This is a genomic window from Halorubrum sp. ARQ200, assembly GCF_005435115.1.
Classification (GTDB): Archaea; Halobacteriota; Halobacteria; order Halobacteriales; family Haloferacaceae; genus Halorubrum; species Halorubrum tropicale.
Genome location: NZ_SGTZ01000017.1, coordinates 47462 through 72786 on the forward strand (window position 1 = coordinate 47462; position 25325 = coordinate 72786).

General features: G+C 69.1%; 22 protein-coding genes, 1 tRNA gene and 1 pseudogene. 8 read left to right on the forward strand and 16 right to left on the reverse strand.

The window, feature by feature from the left end:
* Positions 1-119 precede the first annotated feature (119 nt).
* The gene (locus EXE50_RS15770) at positions 120-2045 is read left to right on the forward strand and encodes a beta-CASP ribonuclease aCPSF1 (protein ID WP_053771313.1); all 1926 of its coding nucleotides are present in this window, start codon (positions 120-122) and stop codon (positions 2043-2045) included.
* 39 nt (positions 2046-2084) lie between these two features.
* Here EXE50_RS15770 and EXE50_RS15775 read toward each other — a convergent pair whose 3' ends face one another.
* From EXE50_RS15775 to EXE50_RS15785, 3 genes are all read right to left on the reverse strand, one after another.
* Positions 2085-3479 (reverse strand): APC family permease, encoded by a 1395-nt coding sequence (locus EXE50_RS15775; protein WP_053771314.1) that lies wholly within the window; start codon positions 3477-3479, stop codon positions 2085-2087.
* Between the two features lie 95 nt (positions 3480-3574).
* The gene (locus EXE50_RS15780) at positions 3575-5206 is read right to left on the reverse strand and encodes a hydantoinase B/oxoprolinase family protein (protein ID WP_053771315.1); all 1632 of its coding nucleotides are present in this window, start codon (positions 5204-5206) and stop codon (positions 3575-3577) included.
* Positions 5203-7236 carry a hydantoinase/oxoprolinase family protein gene (locus tag EXE50_RS15785; protein ID WP_137705523.1) on the reverse strand — a complete coding sequence of 678 codons (2034 nt, stop codon included), beginning with the start codon at positions 7234-7236 and terminating at the stop codon, positions 5203-5205. Before EXE50_RS15785 ends, EXE50_RS15780 begins: the two co-directional genes overlap by 4 nt.
* Positions 7237-7444: 208 nt before the next feature.
* Between EXE50_RS15785 and EXE50_RS17545 the strand changes: the two genes are divergently transcribed.
* From EXE50_RS17545 to EXE50_RS15800, 3 genes are read left to right on the forward strand one after another with little or no spacing between them, the layout of a single operon-like run.
* Positions 7445-7612, forward strand: coding sequence for a hypothetical protein (locus tag EXE50_RS17545; protein ID WP_199241378.1), 168 nt, complete (start codon positions 7445-7447; stop codon positions 7610-7612).
* Positions 7613-7661: 49 nt separating this feature from the next.
* Positions 7662-8042, forward strand: a complete 381-nt coding sequence (locus EXE50_RS15795; protein ID WP_137705524.1) for a methylglyoxal synthase — start codon at positions 7662-7664, stop codon at positions 8040-8042.
* A 47-nt stretch (positions 8043-8089) separates the two neighbouring features.
* Complete coding sequence (locus EXE50_RS15800; RefSeq protein ID WP_137705525.1) at positions 8090-8656, forward strand: hypothetical protein; 567 nt, start codon at positions 8090-8092, stop codon at positions 8654-8656.
* Between the two features lie 7 nt (positions 8657-8663).
* Here EXE50_RS15800 and EXE50_RS15805 read toward each other — a convergent pair whose 3' ends face one another.
* From EXE50_RS15805 to EXE50_RS15815, 3 genes are all read right to left on the reverse strand, one after another.
* Complete coding sequence (locus tag EXE50_RS15805) at positions 8664-9200, reverse strand: hypothetical protein (protein WP_137705526.1); 537 nt, start codon at positions 9198-9200, stop codon at positions 8664-8666.
* A 72-nt stretch (positions 9201-9272) separates the two neighbouring features.
* Positions 9273-9593, reverse strand: a complete 321-nt coding sequence (locus EXE50_RS15810; protein WP_053771321.1) for a transcription factor S — start codon at positions 9591-9593, stop codon at positions 9273-9275.
* Between the two features lie 82 nt (positions 9594-9675).
* Positions 9676-10491: an alanyl-tRNA editing protein gene (locus EXE50_RS15815; RefSeq protein WP_137705527.1), complete on the reverse strand. Its 816-nt coding sequence runs from the start codon at positions 10489-10491 to the stop codon at positions 9676-9678.
* Positions 10492-10596: 105 nt separating this feature from the next.
* Here EXE50_RS15815 and EXE50_RS15820 point away from each other — a divergent pair, with 105 nt between their 5' ends.
* Positions 10597-12336, forward strand: a complete 1740-nt coding sequence (locus EXE50_RS15820; protein WP_137705528.1) for a hypothetical protein — start codon at positions 10597-10599, stop codon at positions 12334-12336.
* A gap of 71 nt (positions 12337-12407) precedes the next feature.
* On the opposite strand, the gene EXE50_RS15825 is transcribed toward EXE50_RS15820, so the two are convergent.
* The 7 genes from EXE50_RS15825 to EXE50_RS15855 form a co-directional block, all read right to left on the reverse strand.
* Positions 12408-13163 (reverse strand): hypothetical protein, encoded by a 756-nt coding sequence (locus tag EXE50_RS15825; protein ID WP_137705529.1) that lies wholly within the window; start codon positions 13161-13163, stop codon positions 12408-12410.
* The gene (locus EXE50_RS15830; protein WP_053771325.1) at positions 13160-13567 is read right to left on the reverse strand and encodes a hypothetical protein; all 408 of its coding nucleotides are present in this window, start codon (positions 13565-13567) and stop codon (positions 13160-13162) included. The genes EXE50_RS15825 and EXE50_RS15830 overlap by 4 nt, the downstream gene beginning before the upstream one ends.
* Before the next feature lie 74 nt (positions 13568-13641).
* On the reverse strand, positions 13642-14565 hold the full coding sequence (locus EXE50_RS15835; protein WP_137705530.1) for a hypothetical protein: 924 nt from the start codon (positions 14563-14565) through the stop codon (positions 13642-13644).
* On the reverse strand, positions 14562-15188 hold the full coding sequence (locus tag EXE50_RS15840; RefSeq protein WP_137705531.1) for a hypothetical protein: 627 nt from the start codon (positions 15186-15188) through the stop codon (positions 14562-14564). Before EXE50_RS15840 ends, EXE50_RS15835 begins: the two co-directional genes overlap by 4 nt.
* On the reverse strand, positions 15182-15553 hold the full coding sequence (locus tag EXE50_RS15845; protein WP_137705532.1) for a hypothetical protein: 372 nt from the start codon (positions 15551-15553) through the stop codon (positions 15182-15184). Before EXE50_RS15845 ends, EXE50_RS15840 begins: the two co-directional genes overlap by 7 nt.
* Positions 15554-15980: 427 nt before the next feature.
* Positions 15981-18017 (reverse strand): type II secretion system F family protein, encoded by a 2037-nt coding sequence (locus EXE50_RS15850; RefSeq protein ID WP_053771329.1) that lies wholly within the window; start codon positions 18015-18017, stop codon positions 15981-15983.
* A 27-nt stretch (positions 18018-18044) separates the two neighbouring features.
* Positions 18045-21839 (reverse strand): ATPase, T2SS/T4P/T4SS family, encoded by a 3795-nt coding sequence (locus EXE50_RS15855; RefSeq protein ID WP_137705533.1) that lies wholly within the window; start codon positions 21837-21839, stop codon positions 18045-18047.
* A 101-nt stretch (positions 21840-21940) separates the two neighbouring features.
* On the opposite strand from EXE50_RS15855, the gene EXE50_RS15860 reads away from it, so the two are divergent.
* Positions 21941-22642 carry a DUF1405 domain-containing protein gene (locus tag EXE50_RS15860; RefSeq protein ID WP_394347760.1) on the forward strand — a complete coding sequence of 234 codons (702 nt, stop codon included), beginning with the start codon at positions 21941-21943 and terminating at the stop codon, positions 22640-22642.
* A gap of 49 nt (positions 22643-22691) precedes the next feature.
* Positions 22692-23006, forward strand: a pseudogene (locus EXE50_RS18035) (hypothetical protein).
* Positions 23007-23200: 194 nt separating this feature from the next.
* Here EXE50_RS18035 and EXE50_RS15870 read toward each other — a convergent pair.
* The 3 genes from EXE50_RS15870 to EXE50_RS15880 form a co-directional block, all read right to left on the reverse strand.
* Positions 23201-23273 (reverse strand) — tRNA-Arg (locus EXE50_RS15870).
* Between the two features lie 52 nt (positions 23274-23325).
* Positions 23326-23601 carry a twin-arginine translocase TatA/TatE family subunit gene (locus EXE50_RS15875; protein ID WP_053771333.1) on the reverse strand — a complete coding sequence of 92 codons (276 nt, stop codon included), beginning with the start codon at positions 23599-23601 and terminating at the stop codon, positions 23326-23328.
* A 154-nt stretch (positions 23602-23755) separates the two neighbouring features.
* The gene (locus EXE50_RS15880; RefSeq protein ID WP_240471133.1) at positions 23756-24628 is read right to left on the reverse strand and encodes a hypothetical protein; all 873 of its coding nucleotides are present in this window, start codon (positions 24626-24628) and stop codon (positions 23756-23758) included.
* Between the two features lie 196 nt (positions 24629-24824).
* Between EXE50_RS15880 and EXE50_RS15885 the strand changes: the two genes are divergently transcribed.
* Positions 24825-25295 carry a redoxin domain-containing protein gene (locus EXE50_RS15885; protein ID WP_053771335.1) on the forward strand — a complete coding sequence of 157 codons (471 nt, stop codon included), beginning with the start codon at positions 24825-24827 and terminating at the stop codon, positions 25293-25295.
* Positions 25296-25325: the final 30 nt, after the last annotated feature.

Below are 25325 nucleotides of genomic sequence, written 5' to 3' on the forward strand. Positions count from 1 at the left end.
GGAACCAGTACGGACAGTACTTCCACTATGCCTACCCCGTCACGGCCGATCGATCGGCGCCGAGTCGCCGCGCGACGCGATTCGACGACGACGGCGGCCCCGACGACCCGCAGTGAGATATGAGTCAAGTCGACAAGCAGCTCGATACGTTGAAATCAGAGATCGAACAGGAGATTCCGAACGACATCACGGTCACCGACGTGAAATACGAGGGGCCGGAGCTGGTCGTGTACACGCGCGACCCGAAGCGGTTCGCCGGCGACGGCGACCTGATCCGGCGGCTCGCCTCGAAGCTCCGCAAGCGGATCACGGTCCGACCGGACCCGAGCGCCCTCTCGCCGCCGGCGCGGGCCGAGGACCAGGTCCGCGAGGTGATCCCCGAGGAGGCCGGCGTCACGGACCTCGACTTCCACGAGGACACCGGCGAGGTCGTCATCGAGGCCGAGAAGCCCGGCATGGTGATCGGCCGCCGCGGCTCGACCCTCCGCGAGATCACCCAGGAGGTCGGCTGGACCCCCGAGGTCGTTCGGACGCCGCCGATCGAGTCCTCCACCGTCTCGAACGTCCGCGGCTTCCTGAAGAACGAGCGCGAGGAGCGCCGCGACATCCTCGAACGCGTCGGCCGGCAGATCCACCGCGAGGAGATGTCCGACGACGAGTGGGTGCGGATCACGACGCTCGGCTGCTGCCGCGAGGTCGGCCGCGCCGCCTTCATCCTCTCGACGCCCGAGACCCGGATCCTCATCGACTGCGGCGACAAGCCCGGCGCTGAGGGCGAGGTGCCGTACCTCCAGGTACCCGAAGCGCTCGGCGCGGGCGCGGCGACCCTCGACGCGGTCGTGTTGACCCACGCCCACCTCGACCACTCGGCGCTGGTCCCGCTCCTGTTCAAGTACGGCTACGACGGCCCCATCTACACGACGGAGCCGACCCGCGACCTGATGGGCCTGCTCACGCTCGACTACCTCGACGTGGCGGCGAAGGACGGTCGGACGCCGCCGTACGAGTCCGCGCAGGTCCGCGACGCGATCAAACACACCATCCCGCTGGAGTACGGCGACGTGACCGACGTGGCGCCTGACGTGAAGCTCACGTTCCACAACGCGGGCCACATCCTCGGCAGCGCCGTCACCCACTTCCACATCGGCGACGGCCTCTACAACGTCGCCTTCTCCGGCGACATCCACTACGAGGACACGCGGCTGTTCAACGGCGCGGTCAACGACTTCCCGCGCGTCGAGACGCTCGTCCTGGAGTCCACCTACGGCGGCCGCAACGACTACCAGACCGATCAGGAGGACTCCGAGGAGGCGCTCAAACGCGTTATCAACGAGACGTACGAGCAGGGCGGGAAGGTCGTCATCCCCGCCTTCGCGGTCGGACGCTCTCAGGAGATCATGCTCGTCTTGGAGGAGGCGATGCGCGAGGGCGAGATCCCGGAGATGCCCGTCCACCTCGACGGGATGATCTGGGAGGCGACGGCGATCCACACCACCTACCCCGAGTACCTCCGCGACGACCTCCGCGACCGCATCTTCCACGAGGACGAGAACCCGTTCCTGGCCGACCAGTTCAACCACATCGACGGCGGCGAAGAGGAGCGACAGGACGTCGCCGACGGCGACGAGTGTATCATCATCTCCACGTCGGGGATGATCGAGGGCGGGCCGATAATGTCGTGGCTCCGCCACATCGGCCCCGACCCGGACTCGAACCTCGTCTTCGTCGGCTACCAGGCGCAGGGGACGCTCGGCCGCCGGATCCAGAACGGCTGGGACGAGATCCCGGTCGACGGCTGGGGCGGCGGGAGCCGCGGCGACACGCTCACCCTGGAGATGGACACCGAGGTCGTCGACGGCTTCTCCGGTCACGCCGACCGGCAGGGCTTAGAGAACTTCGTGAAGACGATGAACCCGCGCCCGGAGAAGGTGCTGTGCGTCCACGGCGACGAGAGCTCGGTCCAGGACCTCTCGTCGTCGCTGTACCACGACTACAACATGCGGACGTTCGCGCCGAAGAACTTGGAGACGTTCCGGTTCAAGTAGGCGGTAGAGAACTGGCGTGCTGGCGAGAGCGCCGCGCCGTCAGTCGTCTCGCTGTTCCGCGGCGGCGGCCTCGTCCGGCGGGTCCGTGGCGTCGTCGTCACGGTCGAGGAACGTCGCCAGCGCGCCGGTGCGAGCGGTCCGCGAGCGCGCGTACGCGAGGTACCACGCGAGGCTTCCGAGGGTGATGCCGACCGCGCCGAGGATCGAGAGGCGCCCCATCTGAACGATCAGCACGGCGCCGCCGATCACGCCGAGTATCTGTAACACCGGGTACCCCGGAGACCGGAAGTCCGGGTCGTAGAAGTCCACGTCGGCCTCCCGGAAGACGATCACGGAGAGGTTCTCCAGCGAGAAGACGAGGATGAGGAAGGCGCTCGCCAGCTTCGCCAGGTCGACCACCGGGACGAACGCGATGAGCGCGAGCAGCAGCGCGCCGGTGACGAGGACGGCGTTCACCGGCGTGAGGAACCGGGGGTTGATCCGCCCGACGCGCGCGGGGATGAGCGAGTCGCGGCTCATCGCGAGCAGGAACCGAGAGGTCCCCAAGACGCCCGCGTTCGCCATGCTGGTGAGCGCGAGGACGGCGGTGACCGCGACGACGGTGACGCCGGCGCCGCCGAACACCCGCGCCGCGCTGTCGGCCATCGGCGTGAGGGAAGTCCCGCCGCCCGGACCGCCGGTGACGAGGGTCTCGCCCGGCACGACGCCGACGACGACGGCCACGACCGCCGTGTATATTGCCATCATCACGCCGATGGAGACGAGCATCGCGAGCGGGATGTTCCGGTCCGGGTCGGCGATCTCCTCGGCGACGGACGCGACCTCGCCGATCCCCGCGTACGAGACGAACACGAAGGCGGCGGCGGTCGCGATCCCGCCGACGCCGTGGGTCGTGAACGGGACGTACTGCGCCGACTCCGCCGGCCGGATCCCGCCGACGACGTAGGCGCCGAGCACGAGCACGACGAAGGTGACGAGGACGCTCTGTACCTGCCCGCTCTTCTCCGTGCCGACGACGTTGAGCAGGATGACGACGACCCCGAGGACGAGCGCGACCGTCTTGACGAGGCCGAATGGGATGTTCACGAGCAACAGCAGGTAGGCGCCGAGGCCGACGAGCGCGAACGCGCTCTTGAACACGAGCGAGAACCAGACGCCGACGCCCGCGATCGTTCCGAACAGCGGGCCCATCGCGCGGTCGATGTAGATGTAGGTCCCGCCGTCCTCGGGCATCGCCGTCGCCATCTCGGCCTTCGAGAGCGCGTTCGGGAGGACGATCAGGCCGGCGATCAGGTACGCGAAGATGACCGCCGGGCCGGCCTTCTCGTAGCCGACCGCCGGGAGGACGAAAATGCCGCCGCCGATCATGGCGCCCATGCTCAGCGTCACCGCCGAATAGAGCCCGAGGTCCCGGCTCAGGTCCCCTTCACTCATTACCTATCGCTTGGAATACCCACAGTTAATCCTTCGCGATCAGTAATAGAGGACTCGCGTATTTCGGGTCCGATAACGCGGCGGACGGCCGCCGCTCACTTCCGCCGGTCGTCGTCGGGTCCGTCGCCGCTCGCGTCGACCTTCCCGTCGCGCCGGTCTCGCTCCCGCGCCTCGGGGTCGCGCTCGGCGGGGTCGCCGTGCCCGCCGCCGCCCGGCGTACGGACCGAGACCGCCGTGCCGGCCGGGACGTCGACGGACGCCTTCGCCGGGACCGGCTCCCCGTCGATCAGGTTCTCGCCGAGCGCGCCGTCGCCGCCGCCGTCGAGCCCGCGCGGGGCGGTCCGGCGCCGCTCCGTCAGCAGCGAGACGGTCGCGTCCGCCTCGACGGTGAGGCGCCGCTCGACGCCGAGGCCGCCCCGGTGCCGGCCGTCGCCGCCGCTCGACGGGCGGAGGGCGTAGCGCTCGATCCGGAGCGGGTACGCCGCCTCCAGCGCCTCGACGGGGGTGTTGAGCGTGTTCGTCATCCCGACCTGGACGCCGTCCATCCCGTCCTTGCCCGGCCGGGCGCCGAAGCCGCCGGCGATGGTCTCGTAGTAGGTGAACTCGCCGGCGCGGTCGCCGATTATCAGGTTGTTCATCGTCCCCTGGCCGCCGGCCGGGACGACCGCCGGGACCGCCTCGGCGAGCGCCGCCAGCGTCACGTCGGTGACGCGCTGGCTCGTCTCGACGTTGCCGCCGACGACCGCGGCCGGCGGGCGCGGGGCGAGCAGCGACCCCTCGGGCGCCGATATCGACACCGGCTCGTAACAGCCGTGATTCGGTGGGATCTCCGGGTCGGTGATCGCGCGGACCACGAAGTAGACCGCGCTCTTCGCGACCGAGAACGGGGCGTTCAGGTTTCCAGGCACCTGGTCGGCGGTGCCGGCGAAGTCGACGTCGAGGGACGCGCCGTCGACGGTGACCGCGGCTTCGACCGGGATGTCCCCGTCGCTCACGCCGTCGCCTTCGAGCACGTCTCGCGCGCGGTAGGTCCCGTCCGGGAGCTCCCGGATCTCGGCCTCGATCCGGTCGCGCGAGTAGTCGATGACGGCGTCGAAGGCGTCGAGGAGCGCGTCGCCGTGCTCGTCAAGCAGCTCGCCGACCCGCTCCTCGGCGCGCGCGTTCGCGGCGCGCTGCGCCCGGAGGTCCGCCGCCCGCTCGTCCGGCGTGCGGACGTTGGCGAGGATCAGGTCGCGGACGGCCTCGTTCGGCTGGCCGCCGTCGACGAGCCGGACTGCCGGGAGCCTGAGCCCCTCCTCGTAGATCTCCCGCGCGCCGGGCGGCATGCTCCCCGGCGCGCTCCCGCCCACGTCGGCGTGGTGCGCGCGCGACACCGCGTAGCCGACGACCTCGCCGCGGGGCGCGACCGTCGAGACGAGCGTCACGTCCGGGAGGTGGGTCCCGCCCGCGAACGGGTCGTTGACGACGAACACGTCGCCCGGCTTCGGGTCCTTCCCGAGGACCGCGTCGACGGCGTCCGGCATCGCCCCGAGGTGGACCGGGATGTGCTCGGCCTGCGCGACCATCCGCCCGTCGGCGTCGAACAGCGCCGTCGAGCAGTCCTGGCGCTCCTTGATGTTCGGCGAGTACGCCCCGCGGATCAGCACGTGGCCCATCTCGGCCGCGACGCTCTCCAGTTGGTTCCGGAGGATCTCCAGCGTGACCGGGTCGAGGTCGGCGCCCGTCACGCCTCGCTCACCTCCGCGACCAGCGCGCCGTCGCCGCGGAGCCGCACGCCCCACCCCGGCGGGACGACGACCGTGCTCTCCGGCCCCTCGACGACGACCGGTCCTTCGACGGCCTCGCCGAGCGGGAACCGATCGCGGTCGTAGACCGGCGTCTCCCGGGCGCCGTCGGGGAACACCGCCTCGCGCGTCGTCCGCGGACCGGGGTCCTCGGGGGCGTCGACGCCGACCGCCGGGGCCGTCCGCGGGACCGTCGCCGTCGCGCGGCAGTTCACCAGTTCGACCGGCTCGCCGGCGCGGTAGCCGTACGCCGACTCGTGGGCCGCCGCGAACCGCTCGCCGACCGCCGCCGGGTCGAACGGTCGGTCGACGTCGACGGTCAGTTCGAAGCTCTGTCCGGCGTAGCGGCAGTCCGCCGCGTACTCCATCCCCGCGGCCGCCGGGTCGCTGACCTCGTCCGACAGCCCCTCGGTCAGCTCCGCGTAGACGGCCTCGACCGCGTCGGGGTCGACCTCGGCGAGGGGGGCCTGCCGGGTCCGCACCGCGTCGCGCGTCTCGTCGGCCGCGAGCAGGCCGTACGCCGACAGGACGCCGGAGGCGCGCGGCACGACGACGCGCTCGACGTCGAGGCCGTCGGCGATCGCGACCGCGTGCATCGGGCCGGCGCCGCCGAACGCGACGAGGCCGAACCCGCGCGGGTCGTGGCCGCGCTCGACCGTGACGGATCGGATCGCGCGGGTCATGTCGGCGTTCGCGACGCGGTGGACGCCGAGCGCGGCCGCGACCGGCCCCTCCATTCCCGCCTCGTCGGCGAGGTCGGCGAGGGCGTCGCGGGCGGCCGCGGCGTCGAGCGAGAGGTCGCCGCCCAGGTCGGTGTCCGCGCCGACGTACCCCAAGACGAGGTCCGCGTCGGTGACGGTCGGCTCCGTTCCCCCCTTCCCGTAGCAGGCCGGGCCGGGGTCGGCGCCCGCGGAGCGCGGGCCGATCCGGAGCGCGCCGCCGGCGTCGACCCGCGCGATCGACCCGCCGCCGGCGCCCACGGTCTCGACGTCGACCATCGGGGTGCCGATCGGCCGGTCGGCGATCGCCGACTCCGTCGTCCGCTCGACCTCGCCGTCCCGGACGAGGCTCACGTCGCTGGAAGTGCCGCCCATGTCGAAGGTGATCAGCCCGTCGCGCTCGGCGTCGCTCGCGGCCGTGGCGCTCGCGCCCACGACCCCGGCGGCGGGCCCGGAGAGGACGGTCGTCACGGCGTTCCGCCTGACCGTCTCGGCGTCGGTGACGCCGCCGTTGGCCTGCATGATCCGCGGCTGCGGTAGCCCGAGGTCCCGCGCCCGCTCCGTGAGGCGGCCGACGTAGCCGTCGATCGCCGGGCGGACGTAGGCGTCGACCACCGTGGTGGAGGTGCGCTCGTACTCGCGGAACTCCGGCAGCACCTCGTTGGAGGTCGAGACGGGCGCGTCGAGCGCGTCGCGGAGCGCGTCCGCGAGGCGGTCCTCGTTCTCAGGGTGGGCGTAGGCGTGGAGCAGGCACACGGCGACGGACTCGACGTCGGCGTCACGGAGGTCGGCGACGAGCGACTCGATCGCCGCGTCGTCGACCGGTCGATCGATCCCGTCGACGGTCGCGCGCTCGGGGACCTCGAACCGCCGGCGCCGGGGAACGAGGGGGGCCGGCTTCTCGGCGTCGAGGTCGTACAGCGACGGCCGGGTCTGCCGGCCGATCTCCAGCACGTCGCGGAAGCCCTCGGTCGTCACGAGCGCGGTCCGCGCGCCGTCGCCCTCCAGGAGCGCGTTGACGGAGACGGTCATCGCGTGGGAGAACTCGGTCACGCTCTCGGGGGCGATCCCGGCCGCCTCGCAGGCCTTCTCGACGCCGGCCGCGACGCCCTCGCTCTGGTCGTCGGTGCTCGGCACCTTCGCGGTGACGAGGCGGTCGTCGAGCGCGAGCGCGACGTCGGTGAACGTCCCGCCGACGTCGACGCCGACGGCTCGCGCGTCCGTCGCCCGGCCGTCGGTCGTTCCGCCGCCCATCTACGACACCCCCGCGGCGTCGCGGAGCGTCCGGACGCCGAGCGGCGACGTGGCTCGGTCGCGTGGCATGGCCCGTCCTCGTCACCGGACGGACTTAAGACCGCCCCGTTCGGCGGCCCGACGGACTCGATCCGTTCGCCGCGCTGCGCTCGTCGGGCTGTCGCTCGCGACGCTCGGCGTCGCGGTGTTCGCGGCTAACGCCCTACTGGTGATCCGCCGACACAGCCCCGGGACGCTGGCCCGCGTCGCGCTCGGCCCGTTCGGGGCGTCCTTGGCGTCCGGGGGAACAGACGGCAGCGACGGTGACGGCCACGGCACCGGGGAGGGCCCGAACGACGGCGACGGTCCGGGCGACGGCCCCGCGGCGGTGGAGTGAACGCCGCGGCGAGGCGAGCGCTTAAGCGACGCCGGAGCGAGCGCCACGTATGCGCATCGCGCTCATTGCACACGACGAGCTGAAGGACGAGATGGTCGCGTTCGTCGAGCGACACACCGGCGCCCTCGACGAGTGCGAACTTGTCACCACCGGGACGACGGGCAAGCGCATCTCGGACGCGACCGGGCTCGCCGTGAATCGACAGGCCTCGGGACCGTACGGCGGCGACCTCCAGATCGGAGGGATGATCGCGGACGATAGGATCGACGGGGTCGTGTTCCTCCGCGATCCCCTGACCGCGCAGGCGCACGAGCCCGACATCTCGGCGCTGCTGCGGGTCTGCGACGTGAAGGACGTGCCGTTGGCGACGAACGTGGCGTCCGCGGAGCTGCTCGTCGAGGGACTCCTGGACGGCGATTCTCTCGACTGATACCGCGGACCGCGGTGCTTTAACCCGGGCGGCCGAAAGGGCGGCCGATGACGCGCTCGCGACGGACCCGCGCCCTCGCCCTCTCGTTGCTGCTGCTCGCCGCGAGCGTCGGCGCCGGCGCGGTCGCGGGCCAACCGGCGGCGTCCGGAGCGGACGCCCGCGTCCAGGGAGCGACCGTCCAGTCGGTCGGCGGCGCGCCCGCGGACCGTCCGGCGACCGTCGGCACCGGCGCCGACGCGAACCGGAGCGCGGCGCCGCCGCTCACGCGCTGTTTCACCGGGCGGGGATACCCCATCACGATCGGCGACGGCGAGGGCGGGACGACGATGGAGACGGTGGTCCACCTCTCCGTGCTGACCGACCCCGCCGCGGGCAACGAGTTCGGCGTCGAGACCGCCGGGCGCCTCGACGGCGAGCCGATCGTGACGCTCGCCGCGGGGGTCAGGCTGACCGGGCGGGAGGCGATCGCGAACGGCTTCGACCCGCTCGCGGCGTTCGACGTGCTGTACACCTACGAGATACGGCTCCCGATGTTCGCCGGCGCGGTCGGCGACGCGGACTACGAGGACGACGGGTCGCCGATCGAGTCGAGCGCCGGCGCTGTCGCCTGCTGACCGGTCCTCACGAGCTGTCTACCGCGTCCGACGACGCCGGAAGCCGAACGCCGCGGACCAGTCGCAACACGCCCTGACGGGTCGCTTCCAACCCGTCGCCGGTCGGGTAGGCGCCGCCGGCGAGCAGGTACTCACCGGCCTCCCACACCGCGAGCAGCGCCTCCACAGGGACCCGCTCGCCGTCGACCGCGCAGCGCCCGTGGAACACGGTGAGCGTTGCGGGCGACGCCGCGGGGTCGTCGACGTCGAGGCGCCGCTCGTCGCGGCGCGCGAGGTCGCCGATGCGCCGGTCGGCGAGGCGGTCGCGGAACCCCTCGCGGGCCCGGGACTCGACGAGCCGGGTCAGGGCGGGGTTCGGTCCGGTGTCGGGCGAGATGCGGAGCCGGCTCGCGAAGAAGAACGGCCGCGGGGGCGGGGTCTCGCGCTCGTACCGCGCCGTCCCCGCCGTGACCGAGACGGGACCGGCCTCGAACGGGCGTTCCGTCGCCTCCGCGACGAGCGTCCAGCCCTCGAGGCGGTCGCGGGGGACGACAGGCGGCTCCATGGTCCCGCCTCTCTCCGGACGGGAATAAAACGGACGGGCGGGGAAGGAACGGTCGGGCGGGCGCGTCGGTGCTCAGTGGTCGTCTTCGCGCCACTTGTGCTCGCACTCGGTACAGACGAAAAAGCGGGTCTCGGACTCGTCGGCCGCGCGGATCTGCTGCATGTACCAGTACGCCTGGTCGTTGTCGCACTCGGGACACTGGGCCGTCGTCGTCGGGAGCCCCTTGTCCTCGGCGTCGCTCACGTCGACGATCTCCGACTCGACCTGCGACTCGGTCGTCCACTCGTCGTCGCCCTCGTCGCGCCCGATCTCGTGGCCGCAGGAGTCGCACACCCAGTGGTCCTCGCCCTCGCCGGACTTCATCATGGATCCGCACTCGTCGCAGAACTTCATGCCCGAACCTACCGCGGATCGTATTTAAACGGCGGGATCGCGGGCGAGCGGCGGACGCGCCCGCGGGGCGCCCACGCCGCCGTCAGTCCGCGTCGACGTGGTCGGCGAGCGCGAAGCGGACGCGCTCCTCCTCGGGCCCCTTCGTCTCCCGGCCGGTGACGACGACCTCCCCGATGTCCGCGGTGTTCGCGACGTGGGTCCCCGCGCAGGCGGTGCGGTCGTACGGCTCGTCGTCGGCGTCCGCGCCCGCTATCTCGACGATCCGCAGCTCCTCGATCGAGTCGGGGAGGAGGTCGATCCGCGTCCGGTCGGTGTCCAGCGTCGCCTCCGCGGTCTCGCGGTCCATCGTGTAGCTCGACACCGCCCGCCCGTCGGCGACGAGCTCGTTGAGCCGAGCCTCGATCCGGCCGAGGTCGCCGTCGGTGAACCGGTCGTACTCGGCGTCGAGGCGCGCCCGGTCGCGGTACAGCTGATTGCCGGTCGTCGGCGCGTCGAACTCGTCGAGCAGCAGCGCCGACAGCAGGTGCTGTGCGGTGTGGTACCGCGAGTGCGCGGCGCGCCGGTCGGCGTCGACCTCGCAGGCGACCTCCGACCCCGGTTCCGGGAGCGAGACTTGCGCGGTCGCGTCGCTCGCGTCGTCGTCCGCGCCCGCCGTGCCGTCGACCGGTTCGACCTCGTGGTACACCGTGTCTCGCATCTCGATGTCCACGATGCGCCAGCGAGTGCCCTGATCGCCGTCGACCGCGCGGATCGTCCCGGTATCGTGCGGCTGGCCGCCCCCGGTCGGGTAGAAGTGCGTCCGGTCGAGGACGATCCGGTGCGGGTCGGAGAGGACGCGCTCGACGGTCGCCTCGAACGTCGTCACCGCGTCGTCCGCGAGGTAGAGTCGCTCGGTCACGGGTCCGGGAAGGGGCCCCGGCGAAATATATCCCCGGTCCGACGCGGCCGCGTCGGAACGCATCGGCCGGAAAGCCGTTCCGCGGCGGCAGAGTTGGGCACCCTCATGTCTCTGAACGGTCGCGTTGAATCGCCAGACAGCAGCGAGGTGAGCCGCTGGATAAAGAGGGTTGAAATGGGAGAGTTCAGTTCGATCTTCACGGGGTACTGGGGCCTGATCGACACCAGTGGTTATCAGACCCAATACTTTGACCGAAAGGTTATCACATTCAAATTGACGACGTGTTCACAACATCCTGCCGGGGCACTTGATGCCGCTTCGTCGAGAGTACTCATGACACCGCCCACCACACTTCGAAGACGGGAACGAGGGCAGTCGACCCTCGTCGGATTCGTCCTGTTGATCGGGATGATCGTCGTGGCAGCGTCGGCGACACTCTACTTCGGAACGGCCATGATGAGCGACCTCAGGGGCGAGATTCAGGGGCAAGACGCGGAACAGACGATGCGGGAGATTGATTCGCGGCTGAACGAGGTCGCGTTCAGCGACAACCTCGAACACACGCTCGCTTTCGATCCCGACGAGGGGCAGTCAGTACGCATCGCCAACAACGCGGAGATGGTGATCAAACTCGACGGCGGCCCGGGTTGTACCCCGTTCGTGATTCCGATGGGATCGCTTCACTACGAGAGCGACGGCCACTCGACCGTCACCTATCAGGGCGGTGGGATCTGGAGAGGGACGCCGAGCGGCAACGAGATGATCTCACCCCCCGATATGGAGTACAAGGACGGAACGCTGACGTTTCCGTCCGTGAATGTCAACGGCAGCGCCGGCGGACAGGTGGAGACGCTCCGGGCAACGAAGAACCTCGAATACTCTCGTGAACGGTCTCGCGAGTACTCCCAACTGATGGCGAACTGCTCGAACGCGTCGCAGATGACCGTTACCGTCGAGAGCCGCTACGCCGACGTTTGGGGCGAATACCTCGAAAGCGAAGTCTCGACGAACTCGACGTACGACCTCGACAACGCCGATCCCGACGACGACTCGGTGACGGTAACGATCTCGGAAGGCGTGGACTTCGGCGTCGGGGGGAATGAAAGCGAGATCAGCGTCTCGGAGAACGCGACTGTCTCGACGACGGTCCTGGGAACGGAAGTGTCCAGTCAGACACCCACCTGGTGGGGCGGTATGCGAAAACACTGGGCCCCGGTTACGATGGGAGTCGTAACCGACGACGGACAGATGCGGCCGTGGCCCGACGGACCGTACGATCCCGGTGATCCCGTCACCGCCGAGCAGAACCTCAACGACCGAGAGACCCAGCTCTCCGAGTGGACTCACGAGTTCGAAGTCGAGGCGGGAGCGACGGTTTCGCTCCGAGCGACGCAGTGGTCGTGTGCCGACTACGACTACGCCGGGGCGGACGAGTACGACGGAACGACGTGGTACCACTACAACTGCGACGACCTCGGCTCGGTGAACCTCCGCACGGACGCGTCGGCGGGTGAGAACCCGGAGAACGTCAGAGTGCTCAAGAACGGCGACGAGATGCCGGTGATAGAGACGAGGTACCGGCAACGCAACGCCGAAGAAGTTCTCGGTCCACTACTCAACGAGACGGGGCACCTACAGCTTGAGGACAACCAAGCGGTGTTCCTCTTCGAGATCACCGACCCGGACGCTACGTGGGAGAGCGCGAAAGACGACATCGGCGACCCCAACTACAACGACGCGATCGTACTGTTGGAGATAGAGGATCAAGAGGGCAAGGAGGTCGCCGGCGGGTTCGAGATCAGACTGACGACGAACGAGGTCATCATCGAGACCACCAACGAGTGAGTGAATCGCTCAGCCTATCGAAATCGAACCGCTCGTCTCGGACTCGACCGAACCGTACCGTCACGGACCTGTCACGGCAGGATCCTCACCGTCACCTTGGTCGTCCGAACGAATACGGTATCGGCCTCGCACCTGTAGCCTGCTGCCGTCTGCTTCCATCCATCGCGTTCGGCGAACCACCTTTCCCAGGCCTTCTCGTGACGTGACTCCTCGACTCGGATCGTCACGTTTTGAGCCATGTCGGCCTCGTTGACGACGGTCCCGTTTTCCCGCCTCGGATAGTATATATCGGAGTCCTGCTTCGCGACTGTGACCAGTACCGATCCGTCCACACTCGTCGATGTGACGTTACCGCGGGGATCGATCTCGACCAACGAGATGATCGACTTCCCGTCTCGACACGTCACGCTCGGTGGGCGTGACACGAATCCGTAGTCGTCGTTCGTCCGTAGGACCGCTCCATTCTCGTAGCTTATCTCGGTCTCGTCTTTCGTGTACGAGAGTGAACCGGTTCGGACGGTCTCCGCGAAGGTCCCGTTATCGAGTCCAACAGACACGGTGAACCTCGCGGTACGGTCCAGCGATAGCGCGCCTCCCGAGAGTCGGAACTCGCCCGCCCGTGTCGGGGCATTTCCTCGCTCGATGTCGTGAAAGTTCTCCGCGAGCACCGACATCGCGCGCTCTGTGTTGTGTATCTGTTCCTCCTGTTGCTCCTCGGCGATAGCGGCGAATCCGCCGGTGTACACGGCGCTGACAGCGAGCAGGATGAGTGAAAACGAGAGGACGAATCCGACCATATCGCTCACGGCGCGCCCGTTCGCAGTCATGGCTGCGAACGCTCCATGCGGACCGCGGTCCCGTTGTGAACGAGTCTGATCTCCCCCCCGAAGGCGGTCGACTCGACGGTGTCGATGTCGTCTCGGACGGGGACCACGACCGGCGCTCCGATCGCCCGCGATTCGAGCACGAGGCAGGTGTCGGTCCGACAGTCTCCGGAATCCGATGTCAGTCGCACTCGGTAGCGCGAGTTCACGACCCGCTCAGGATGTGAGGTCTCAACGGTCATTGTCGAGTTCGTCGGGTCGGCGACGCGGTCCAGTGCCGTGAGTTCGGTCGCGATCCGTTCTCCGATCGTCGTGAGCTCGCCCTCTACCGCCCGCTCGCGTTGCGTCTCGACCGCGCCGCCCGCAGTGATTATGAGCCCGGCGATCAGCACGGAGGTAATCCCCATCGTGAGAACGTGTGTCAACGCGACCGAAACCCCCCGCCGGTCGCCCCGAAGCCGGTCTGTTACGCCGGGACCTCTCATTCCGAATCTCCCCCGATCCGAACCGTGATCTGCGACTCCGCGGACAGTTTGTCGCTCACGTATTCGACGTCGACGACGGCGGTCGACAGTTCGCGGCTCACGTACGGCTGGCCGTTACCCGGGTCGGTGTGGAAGTTCCCGGTCTCGACGTCGCTGGCCTCGTTGACGAGGATATGATACGCGCCGTCGGACCGGTGACCGTTTTCCACGCGAAGGTCGTACGGGGCGTTCAGTCCCGGAGCGAACGCGAAGCGCTGGGTCCCGTTGATCGCTCCACCAGTGACGTTCACCCGAGCCGCATTCCCCGAGACCGACTCACTGACCGTGGTTCCGTTGTCGTACGTGACCTCGACGCTGACGGCATTCGAGGGGGCTTGGCTAACGTTGAGGCGCCAATCACCGCCGTCCTCGCCCCGGGCGATGAACGTCGTCGGCGTCGGGCTCCGCGGTTCGATGACGAGCTCGAACGGGGTGGATTCGTTGAACGTCGCGTTATCCACGAGGGTCCAGTCGCTTCGGTTCGCCCGCGAGCGGACGGCTCGCGAGCGGTTGCGCTGCCGAAGGGCCTCCCTTTCGAGCTCGGACGCGCTCTCGTTCAGCGTCACACGAAGATACGCGGGCCGCCGGTCGACGATCTGCTCCGCCTTCCGTTCGCTGTAAACGGTCAACGTCGCGTTCAGCTCGTGGACGTCGACGTAGCCGTCTCGTTGTCCAATCCGGTCGGTGAGGCGGTCGACGTCCGTTCGAACGGCTTCCAACTGTCGCTCTACCTCGTTCATCTCTCCGAGAGAATTTCCGGGGTTGGTGTTTTGGGTGTAGATCGTAGAGTTCAGCACGACGACGAGTGCCAGTAGGCTCGCTGCCATCACGATCGCCCCCACGAGCATCAGTTGACCGCGGTCGTCGAGCTTCGTGATCACCAGACGACCACCCGCACTTCGACCACGTTTACCAGGGTCGGGTCGTCGAGGTCCTCGGCGTAGAACTTCGAGACGTTCCCTCCGAGGGTACCGCCGGGACTGTGTGTCAACTCCATCCCGTCGTGAAGCGCTATCGAACGGGTCGCGGTGACCGCGTTTCGACCGGGAGTTCCTTGGACGAACAGCGGCTCCGTCTCCGTCGTCTTCCCCTGCGTCTGATAATCCAGATAGACGTTGTACCGATAGAACCGGGAAGTGAACGTCTCTTCGAGGAGAAGGCACAGCGTGAGCGGCTCGTCCGCTATCGTTTCGGGGCAGGCATCGCCGGGCTGGTACGCGGTCGGCCACCCCGACTGTCCGTCCTGGGAGTCCCAGTACAGTGCGGCTTCAATAAGGGCGTTCCGCTCGTGAGCGGTCGCGAGAACGTCGTCCGTCTGCGTCCCCAACTGTGCCACCGTGTCCCGATCGATCGTTCCGGCCGTGGTGGGCGTAATTACCACCGCAGTCGTCGCTAATAGCAGCGCCGTGAGGACCACGATTGCGGAAATAACGCCTTCGAGAGTGTACGCTTGTCCGCGGTCCGCGTCGGACGGCGGTCGCCGTTTCGGCGGACCGGCTACCATAGTCGCACCTCGATACGACAGGTGGCCGTACAAGTGTGGTTCCCTACGTAGCCCGACTCCGGGACGACGACGCGTGTCGCAGCCGCCGTAGACTCGCCCTGATACGGTGGGCCGACTGTGTGTTGGACCGTCCCGTTTCCGTCGACGAGCGTCACGTTCACTTCGCTCCCTTCTGCCGTCGGTATTCCGTCCAAGTTAGACTCGTTCGCGAAAAACGAGTCAGCTCCAGCGCCGTCGAGCACGTTCTTCGAGTCTGGTTGAGTAATCTCCGCGAGGACTTCGGCGGCGTACCTGTCGGCCTGTGTGGTCTGTGAAGCGTCAACAGGCGCCGTAAACGGTGTGAAGAGAGTCGGAATGAATCCCACGACGAACGCAGTCGTGAGGAGAAATATCGACACCCCGATAACGTAGTCTTGGAGCGTCTGGCCGCGACGATCCGAGGCGAGTCGCTTCGGTTTACGAGGTGGTGTCACTTCGAGTTACCTTGCGATCGTTACGCAGTGTTTGCGTTGCGCGGGATACTCGCTGTTGTTATGCGTCCGATCTCCGTCGGACAGAGGACCGACTTCGGAGAGTAGCTCCGTACGAGATGGGAGAGTAACTGATATTCGGACAGAGTCGATATATAAAAAACGCGGTTGGATTATTAATTCTAATAAATCACAGGCAGCACTCTCGGACCGACCTCGCATCTGCGAGAAGCTCGTTGAGACCCAGGTAGAGGATTCGTTTCCCGTTGTGACCGTCCCATCGGCGAATGTCGGTACTCCGTCGAGGACCGTCTGCGCGCGGTCAGCCGACATAGATCCACACCCCCAGCGCCAGCGTCATCAGGACCACGGCGTACTTGACGCCCGAGATAAGCTCCGCGTCGCGGATGTAGCCGCTGATGAACCCGGAGAGGACCGCCTGGATCGTCACCGCGTGGAAGAACAGCATCGAGAGCACGTCGGGGTCGATGCCGCCGCCGCCGCCGAACCCGGCCCCGCCGGTGCTCCCGGCGCCGTCGCTCTGCGCGACCAAGTCGCCCATCACGTCGATGAACTGCGTCTGGAGGATGGCCATCACGCCGAGCAGCGTGACGTACGTCATCACGATGATCGCCACCTGCATCCGGGTCCGCGACTTCCGCTCGCGCTCGATGTCGTCCTGGTTCTCCGAGGCCTGCGCGGCCGTCGTGAGCACATCCGTGATCTGCGAGGACGCCTCCTGCGCCTCGGCGATCAGCTTCACCGTCCGCGCGAGCCGCGGCACCGCGTAGGCGTTGTTGAACTCGACGAGCGCGTCACGGAGGCTCATCCCGTAGTTCACCTTCGCGTGGATCACCTCGAACTCCTCAGCGAGCTTGCCGGTCGAGGTCTCCGAGACCGTGCGCACCGATTCGAGCAGCGTCTGGCCGGTGTCGTTCGCCGAGGAGAGCTTCCGGAGCGTCTCCGAGAGCTTCCCGGTCACCGCCCGCCGCGAGCGCTGGTGCCACTCGTAGAACACCCCGAGCGGGACCAGCACGACGTAGAGGGGCACGTAGACCCAGACGAACGCCGACCACACCGGGCGGGCGATCCAGCCGTCGACCGTCGTCGGCGCCGACCCGGCCGCGGCCGCGACGACGACCAGCGCGAGCGCCGCGGGCACGGTCAACGCGAGGGTGTACGGCGGGTTCTCGCGGAGGAAGAGGTGCGGCGCCGAGAGGATCTCCATCGTCTTGTGGGTCCCCTCGCGGTCGCGGATGCGGTCGAAGACGCCGAACGTCCCGACGAACGCCTCCACGAGCCCGAAGTGGAAGAGCCCCTCCCGGCTCGTCTGTCGGAGGCGCTCGCTGCCACCGTCGGGCTGGAGGTAGCCGTCGCCGGGGTCGTCCTGTTTCACCGTCGAGACCAGCACGAGGAAGCCGACGCCGACCAGGGGGATGAGCAGGTACACCGTGACGTACAGCAGGCGGTCGTCGGCCTCGCCCATCATCCCCATGATGACGAGGATGATGATGAGAAGCAGCGGGAACAACGAGAGCGTCATGTACATCTCGCCGAACAGCTCCAGGGTCTCCAAGGTCATCTCGCGCTCCTGTTTCGACGTGCGGAGGTGCTTCTCCTTTTTGTCCTTCAGGAAGCCCTCCATGTCGCCGCCGGAGTTGACGATGGAGAGCATGTCGGCGAGGAACTGCGAGAGCTCGTCGGAGGGGGTCTCCATGGACTGCTGGCGGATCGCGTTCCGGTAGTCGGTGCCGAAGTACTCCGTCTCGTTGACGATGCTCTGGAACTCGCGTGACACCTCGCCGTAGGTGTCCTCCGCCGTCGCCATCGCGCGGAGGATCTCCAGCTGGTTCAGCCCGCCGACGGAGAGCGCGTACATGAACGACACCGAGTCCGCGAGCAGGAGGTTGATCTCCCGCTTCCGCGAGGAGGCGCGCGAGTACGGGACCGCGACGAGGCCGCCGAACCCGATCGCGAACCCGATCGAGCCGAAGACGAGCCCGCTGAGGAGCACCGCGGTCGGCACGACGAGCGAGCGGAGCAGCTCTTGGATCGCCGTCGTCGGCGCCGGCACGCCGAGCGAGAGCGTCGACGGGTCGACCAGCCCCAGCGAGAACACGCCGTAGCCGACCAGCGTGCCGAGCGCCCAGAGCAGCCCGCCGACCAGCAGGCCGACCGCCAGCGCCAGTGAGACGTACATCTCGACCTGGTCGGGCATCCGCGCCTCCGCGAGCTTGCGCTCCACGTCCGCGACGAAGTCGCCGTCGGGGTCGAACAGCAGCTCGAACACCGGGTAACACAGCTCCGCGAGGACGTTCGCGTCGACGCCGCCGTCGCCCGCGTCCACGTCGAGACTCACGGGACGGCCCTCACGAGGAACACGGCGTCACCCGTCCTCCGCGGGCTCGACGGCGTCGAACCCCCATTCGTCGATGTCGTCGCCCGTTCCGTCGTCAGCCTCGTCGGGGTCGTCCCCCTGCTCGGTCTCGTCGGCATCCTCCGCTTCATCTGCTGTGTCTGCCGTGTCAGGCTCGTCCGCCGCGTCAGGCTCGTCCGCCCCGTCCAACTCGTCCGTGTCGGACTCCTCGCCGTCGCCGACCTCCGCGGAGGGCTCGCCGTCCACGGGCTCTGCGGCGCTGAACCCCTCGCTCACGTCGGGGGACGCGTCGGCGCCGCCGCCCGCGCCGGCGTCGGGCGGGGCGCCGGGCTCGGAGGGGCCCGCGGGCGAGGAGAGCACGTCGACGCCCTCGTCGAACGGCTCGCCGAAGTCGATGCCGTCGAGGTCGCCCGAGCCGTCGCCCACCGCCTCGGCGACCCCCTCGAAGTCGCCGTGCGCGGGGTCCGGCGAGGGCGTCCCCGAGGGGCCCGCGCCCCCCAGGTCGGAGGGCGTCTCGTCGGCGTCGTCGACGCCGTCCGCGTCGGCCGCACCGGGCGCCGGTTCCGGGCCGGCCGGCTCGTCGTACGCCGCGTCCGCCTCGCGGGCCGCCTCAGCGAGGGCCTCGTGGTCGCTCGCCGGGGCGGCCTCCACGTCGCCCGCGTGGTTCATCTCCAGGAGGGCGTCGGCGACGGAGTCTGGGACCTGCCCGCGGTACGTCTCGAAGAGGTCCTCGGCGGCGTCGAGTATCCCGGCGGCCTCCGCCTCGCCGTCCGCGTCCGGCGTCGGGCGGGGGACGAGCGCCTCCTTCTCGCGGTCGACGTTGATGAGGACCGACTCCATCTCGCGGAGGTCCTCCAGCGAGCGCTCGAGCTCCTCGTTGGCCATCAGCGCGAGCACCGTCTCCGGGTCGTTGATGAACGCCTGGAACGTCGCCGCCACCTGCGCGTAGCTGTTGAGTCCGCGGTCGATGAGGTAGGCCAAGACGACCCGGCGCTTCCGCAGCTCCTCGTCGAGGGTCGCCCGGCTCCAGCCGCGGTCGAACATGATGTCTTCGAGCGTGTTCGAGTCGCCCATCTGGAGGAACTCGTCCGTCTCCGCCTGCCACTGGAACACGTCCTGAACGTTGATCTCGTCGTTCTCGGCGTCGTAGTGGTTGATCTCGGTGATCGACTTGTTCCGGCGCACCTTCTTGCCCTGAACGCGGGTCGAGGTCTGGATCGAGACCAAGTCGAGCGCCGTGAACATCGTCTTCGAGACGTTGATCGGGTCGGTGGTGAACCGCTTGAGCACCTCGCCGACGGAGTCGGCGTGGAACGTGGTGTAGGTGGTGTGACCGGTCGACATGACCTGGAACGCCGTCCGCCCCTCCTCGCCGCGGATCTCGCCCATCACGATGTAGTCGGGGCGCTGACGGAGCGCGGCCTCCAGCAGGTCGAACTCGTCGATATCGCCCTTGTCGTCGTCCGAGAAGGAGGGTCGGGTGACGGAGGCGATCCAGTTGCGTTGCGGGAGTTCGACCTCGCGGGTGTCCTCGATGGAGACGATCTTCGCGTTCGAGGGGATGAACAGGGAGACCGCGTTCAGGCTCGTCGTCTTCCCGGAGGCGGTGCCGCCGGCGAAGATCAGGCTCTTGTGGTTCTCGATGGAGAGCCAGAGGAACGCCATCTCGTCGAGCGAGAAGGTCTTCCAGTTGATCAGGTCGATCGGCGTGAAGGGGACGTCGTTGAACTGCCGGATCGTGTAGTTGGTCCCGTGGTCCGACACCTCGCGGCCGAGGGTGAGCTGGGCGCGGGAGCCGTCCGGGAGCGTGGCGTCGACCTGCGGCCGGCGCTTCGAGATCCCCTTCCCGGAGCGCTGCGCGAGCTTCACGACGAAGTCGTCGAGCTCGTCGGTGCCGTGGTAGACGTTGGTGATGATCTGCTCGTACTCGGAGTGGTAGACGAAGACGGGGGAGTTGTACCCGTCACAGGAGATGTCCTCGACGTTGATGTCGTACTTGATCGGGTCGATCCGCTCGTAGCCGACGAAGTCGCGCTTCAGGTAGTACAGGAGCTTCTCGACCTGGTGGGCGGACAGCGTGCGGGCGTCCTCCGCGAGCACCGCGGGCTCGGGCCGGGCGGTGATCGCCGGCGGGTCGTCCGGCTCCTCGGTCGGCGGCTCGTAGCCGAGCGACTCCGCGATCCGCCCGGCGATCCCCTCCGTCGGGTCGATGCCGAAGCGGTCGACCAGCGTGTCGGCGATGCCCCGCTCGTCCTCGTCGTCCTCGTAGAGCCCGTAGCGATCGAGGAGCGTGCGCGCCTCCTCGACGATCACCTCCTCGCGGAACGCCTCGTCGCCGCCCGCGATCGACTCGTCGGCGTACTTGATCGAGGTCCGGAGCTTCCCGGTGAGGAACTCCGTGAGCTCCGCCTCGATCTCGGTGCGGTACGGCTGGACGGCGTAGTACTTCGCCTCGTTCTCCTTCCGCGACCGGAAGACGATGACGAACGCGTACGGCTTGTTCACCCAGTAGCGCTCCTCCTCCCGGAAGTGGGTCTTCTTCTGCATCGGCACCGCCTTCTCCAGGTCGTACCGGTTCGTCAGCGTGGTGTGGCCCTCGTCGGTCGAGAAGAACGCGTCCTCGTCGACTTCGGGGTTCACGTCCACGGTCCGCTCGTCGACGAGGTCGGCGAGATCGGCCGCGGCGCTCCCGCCCGCGCCGAGCAGTTCCTCGGTGCGGTCCGGGTCGAACCCGAGCGCCTCCGTCTTGTCCTCGTGGGTGAACTCCAGCGGGATCGACTCGCCCTCCTCGTTCTCCTCGGTCGGCGGGTTCCCGTCCTCGTCGAGGAAGAACTCCTCGCGGTAGTTCTCCCACGTGTAGTACCCCTTCAGCACCGGGACCGAGTACGGGTCGTAGCGGGCCGCGCACATGTCCCAGAGGACGTCGCCGACCGCGGCGGCCGCGCGGACCCGGTAGTCGGTCTCGCTCGGGTCGAATCCCAGCAGCGTCGCCGGGTCGAAGTCGACACGGTCCCACTCGTCGGGTGTCGGCGCGCGAGAGGGCACAGACTCCACCGCGTCGGGGCGCGCCACGACGACGCCCGCGACCCCGCCCCGGCCCACCGGTCCGTCGAACACCGTGTCCGGGCCGGGGTCGGCGTCGGGCACCGGCGTCGCGTCCGCGGTCGCCGCCGGGCCGGGGTCGGCATCGGGCACCGGCGTCGCGTCCGCGGTCGCCGCCGGTCCGTCGTCGGGGTCGCCGTCGGCTTCGACGTCGTCCGCGGTGTCCGAATCGCCGTCGGCCGCGTCGCTCCGAACCGGACGCCGCGGCGCGGCGACCCGCTCGCCCGTCGGGACGACGGTAGCACCGTCGAGGACGACCGCGTCGGTCCCGACGACGAGCGTGCCGCGGTCGGGGGTGCCGCGGCCCGGGACGGCCGTTTCCCCGTCCGCCTCGAACGGCTCGTCGACGCCCGGCGCGCGGAGCACGTCTTCGGCCCCGTCCGGGCGGTGGTACGCGACGGCGTCGGCCGGGACGGCGGGCTCGTTCGGCACGTCCGCGTACACGCGTTCCGCCTCGTCCTCGCGGCCGCGCTCGACGAGCAGCGACCGCCAGGTGTACCTGTCGGTGACGGCCGGGACGGTCTCCGCGGCCGTGTCCGGGTCGTCGAGCGGCTCGCCCTCGCCGGTCCCTCCAGTCCCGTCGCCGTCCGCGTCCGGCTCGCGGGTCCAGCCCGGGTCGCCGCCCGCGTCGGAACCGGACGCCGAAGTGCCACCCACCGGACCGGACCGCTGGGCGGACCGCTCGGCGTCCTCGCTGTCCATAGTCTCGGGAACTGCTCATCCGTTGAAAAAGGTGTCTCGCTAAACACCGCGATTGATAATCACGGGGGACGGGCGCTTTTTAGTCGCTCGGGCACCGACCGGTGCGCGTGTCTCGCTTCGACGGCGTCCGCCGCCTGCGACGGCTCCGCAGCCCGCGGGTCAGGCGGCGGGTCCGTGCCGCCCTCGCCGAGGAGCTATTGGGCGCGCCGCGGAGCTTCGCCGCCGTCTGCGCGTTCACCCTCTTCATGCTCGGCGTCGGCGTCGCGTACTACGCGCCGACCGCGGGGACCGTGCCGCCGGCGCTGTGGCCGCTGTACGCCGACTCAGCGGTCACCGTCGCGCTCGGAGGCGGCGTCCTCGCCGCGATCGCGCCGACCGTCAGGCGGGGCGACCCGCTCGCGGAGGCGCCCGCCTCGCGCGGACTGGCGTACCTCCAGACGATCGCCTTCGTCTGGCTCGTCCAATTCGGCCTCTGGCCGCTGGTCTCGCTGAACCTCGCGTTCGCCGAGTACGTCGCCGCGCCCGACGCCTGGATCTACTACTGGGGCGTGATCGGCACGCACCTGCTGTTCGTGGGGCTCGCGCTGCTGTTCCCGGCGTTCGGCCGCACGACGCGCGGCGCGCTCGCGACGGCGCTGGCGCTCGGCGTCGCGAACGTCGGCCTCGATTACGGGCTCGGCTACCACCCGCCGCTGCTGTACGAGCCCGGCGCCGGGCTCGCGGCCGCGACGCTGGCCATCGCGGTCGGAGCGGTCGCGCTCGCGGCGCGGTCCTTCCCGCGGCTTGACGAGGACGCGAGCTGAGAAGCGGGCCGGACCGGAACGTCAAATAACCGGGCACCGATCGGCCGACATGGCCGAGGAATACGACAAACTGGTCCGAGACGAAATTCCGGAGATCATCGAGGCGGACGGCGGGTGAGCGCAGACGCACGTCGCCGGCGAGGATGAGTACGCGGACCGGCTCGCCGCGAAGCTGGCCGAGGAGACCGCGGAGTACCGAGAGACCCGCGACCCGCGGGAACTGGCGGACGTGCTCGAGGTTGTCCACGCGCTCCGCGAACTGAGCGGACTCACCGCCGAGGAGCTGGACGAGATGCGGTCCGAGAAGGCCGAGCGACGGGGGCGGTTCGACGAACGGATCGTCCTCGAACGGGTCGAGGAGTAGTCGCACTCAATGGGTTACCGGCGGGCGCGGCGGGACCAATACGAGACGGACGAAGTGAGTCTCGCGTGGTTCGAGTCCCCGGACCGCTACTGCTCACTTCGTTCGCGGGTAGCAGGCGCGGCGGGATCCACGCGAGCGAACGCAGTGAGCGAGCGTGGAGCCAGTCGCGCCCGTGACTGAGCGAAGCGAAGTCACGGGCGCGACGGGATTCGAACCCGCGATCGAGAGGTTAGGAACCTCTCGCCCTGTCCGCTAGGCCACGCGCCCAGAACGGGTGGAGAAAACGGTACGGCGGGGATCGGTCGGCGTCGGGGCCGGCTTACGCGCTCGTTTCCTTTTCGGTCTCGGTCTCCAGCTCGTCGAGGTCGTCGTCCTCGTCGTCGAGCGTCGAGTCCGCGCTCTTGCCGTCTTGCATGTCTTTCAGTTCTTCTTCGACCTGTTCGCGGCCCTTCTTGAACTCGCCCATCGCCTGGCCGGTCGACCGAGCGAGCTTCGGGATCTTGTTCGCCCCGAACAGCAGGACCAGCACGAGCAGGATTATGAGGAGTTCCGGCCCCGCCGGAATGCCGCCGATCAGTGGAATCGCACTTGTCATCTCTGTCTCGCTGTAGCCCTGTGTCGATTATAGTCTTTTTGCCTCGTCGAGTCGCCGCACGGCGCCTCGCGCGGCGCGACGGGCCGAGCGAACGGCGTCGTCGCTCGGGCGCCGATCGGCCGACGGTCGGCCTTTCGCGCACGGCCCGACCGGGTCAGTCGGGGCGTGCGAGCCGCGCGAAGTACCAGTCGCCGTCGTAGCGGACGAGCGGGGCGACGCCGTCGTCCGTCGAGACGGCGTCGACGACGGCCGCGAACGGGTCGGAGAGCGGCGGAGCCTCCGCGTACTCGGAGTCGATCGCCGCGTCGAGGACCGCGCGCTGGTCCCCGGTCGGGTCGGCGAGCGAGCGGCCGCGCTCCTCGCCGACGGCCTCGCGGAAGTCACGCTGCGACGAGGCGACGCGGTCGGCGCGGACGGCGACGGTCCGTACCTCGACCGACCGCTCCTCCGCGAACGAGAACCGGAGGAGTTCGCCGTCCCACGCGACCCGCTGGCCGTCGTTCTCGGGGACGAATCGGGAGCGCTCCCGCCGCTCGGCGGACGCGTACGCGAAGGTGACCTCGAACGGCGGGTAGTGTGGCGCGTGGACGAGCGACGCGTCCCCGAGCGCGTCGAGGACGGTGTCCCAATCGTGGTCCGGGAGGTCCGCGAAGGGGACGCTCGACGGGGGACCGAAGAAGAAGGAGTCGACTGCGTCGACCGCCACCGTGTACCCGTAGCCCGGTGCCGCGACGGAATCGACCGTCTCGGTCTCGATCCGGTAGTACTCGGGGCCGTCGGCGACGACGTACGGCGCCGAGACGTCGGGGCCGTAGTACCCGTCGACGGCGGCTTCCCCGCCGTCGATCGCGGTTCGGACGGCCGCCCGTCCAGCGTGTCCGACGAAGTCGACCGGGGTGCTGAACTCGTTCGAGACGCCGACCGGCGAGGCCTCGCCGAGCCGCAGCACCGTCCGCGAGCGAGTGTCGTCCGACGAATCGTCCGTGAGACAGCCGGAGAACCCAGTCAGCGAGGCGGTCGCGGTCATCAGCGCCACTTGTCGGCGGGAGGGGCCGCGTGGAGGGCGAGACATCGCCGGCACTTCGTCGGCAGCGCACTTGATTCCGTCCCCGACCGCGGAACGCGTTGCCCAGGCTGCCGGCTGAAGGCGGGCGGGGAGTCCGGGATTCCGGTCCGGGATCCGCCGTCGAAACCGTGATACGCCCGGCCGACGACGACCCGGTATGCCAGACGTCGGCGACGACGCCCCAGACTTCACCGGATCGCTCGTGGACGGCGACATCGCACCGTTCGAACTCTCCGACCACCTCGGCGACGAGCCGGTCGTCCTCGCCTTCTTTCCGGCGGCCTTCTCGAACACCTGTACCGACGAGATGGAGGCGCTCCGCGACGGGTTCGACCGCGACGACTGTACGCTGTTCGGCGTGAGCACCGACCTCCCGCACGCGCTCGGCGCGTACCGCGCGCAGTACGACCTCCCGTTCGCCCTGGTCGGCGACCCCGACCACCGCGCGATCGAGGCGTACGACGTGATCGAGGCGTTCGAGCACTACGGCGTCGAGACGGTCGCGCAGCGCGCCGTCTTCGTGATCGACGAGGTCGGGACCGTGACCTACCGCTGGCTCGCGGACAACGCCGGACAGGAGCCGGACTACGAGGAGCTGGCCGCGGCGGTGGCGGAGGCGAGCGCCTGACGGGCGCGACGCCCGGGTCTGCGGTGGCCT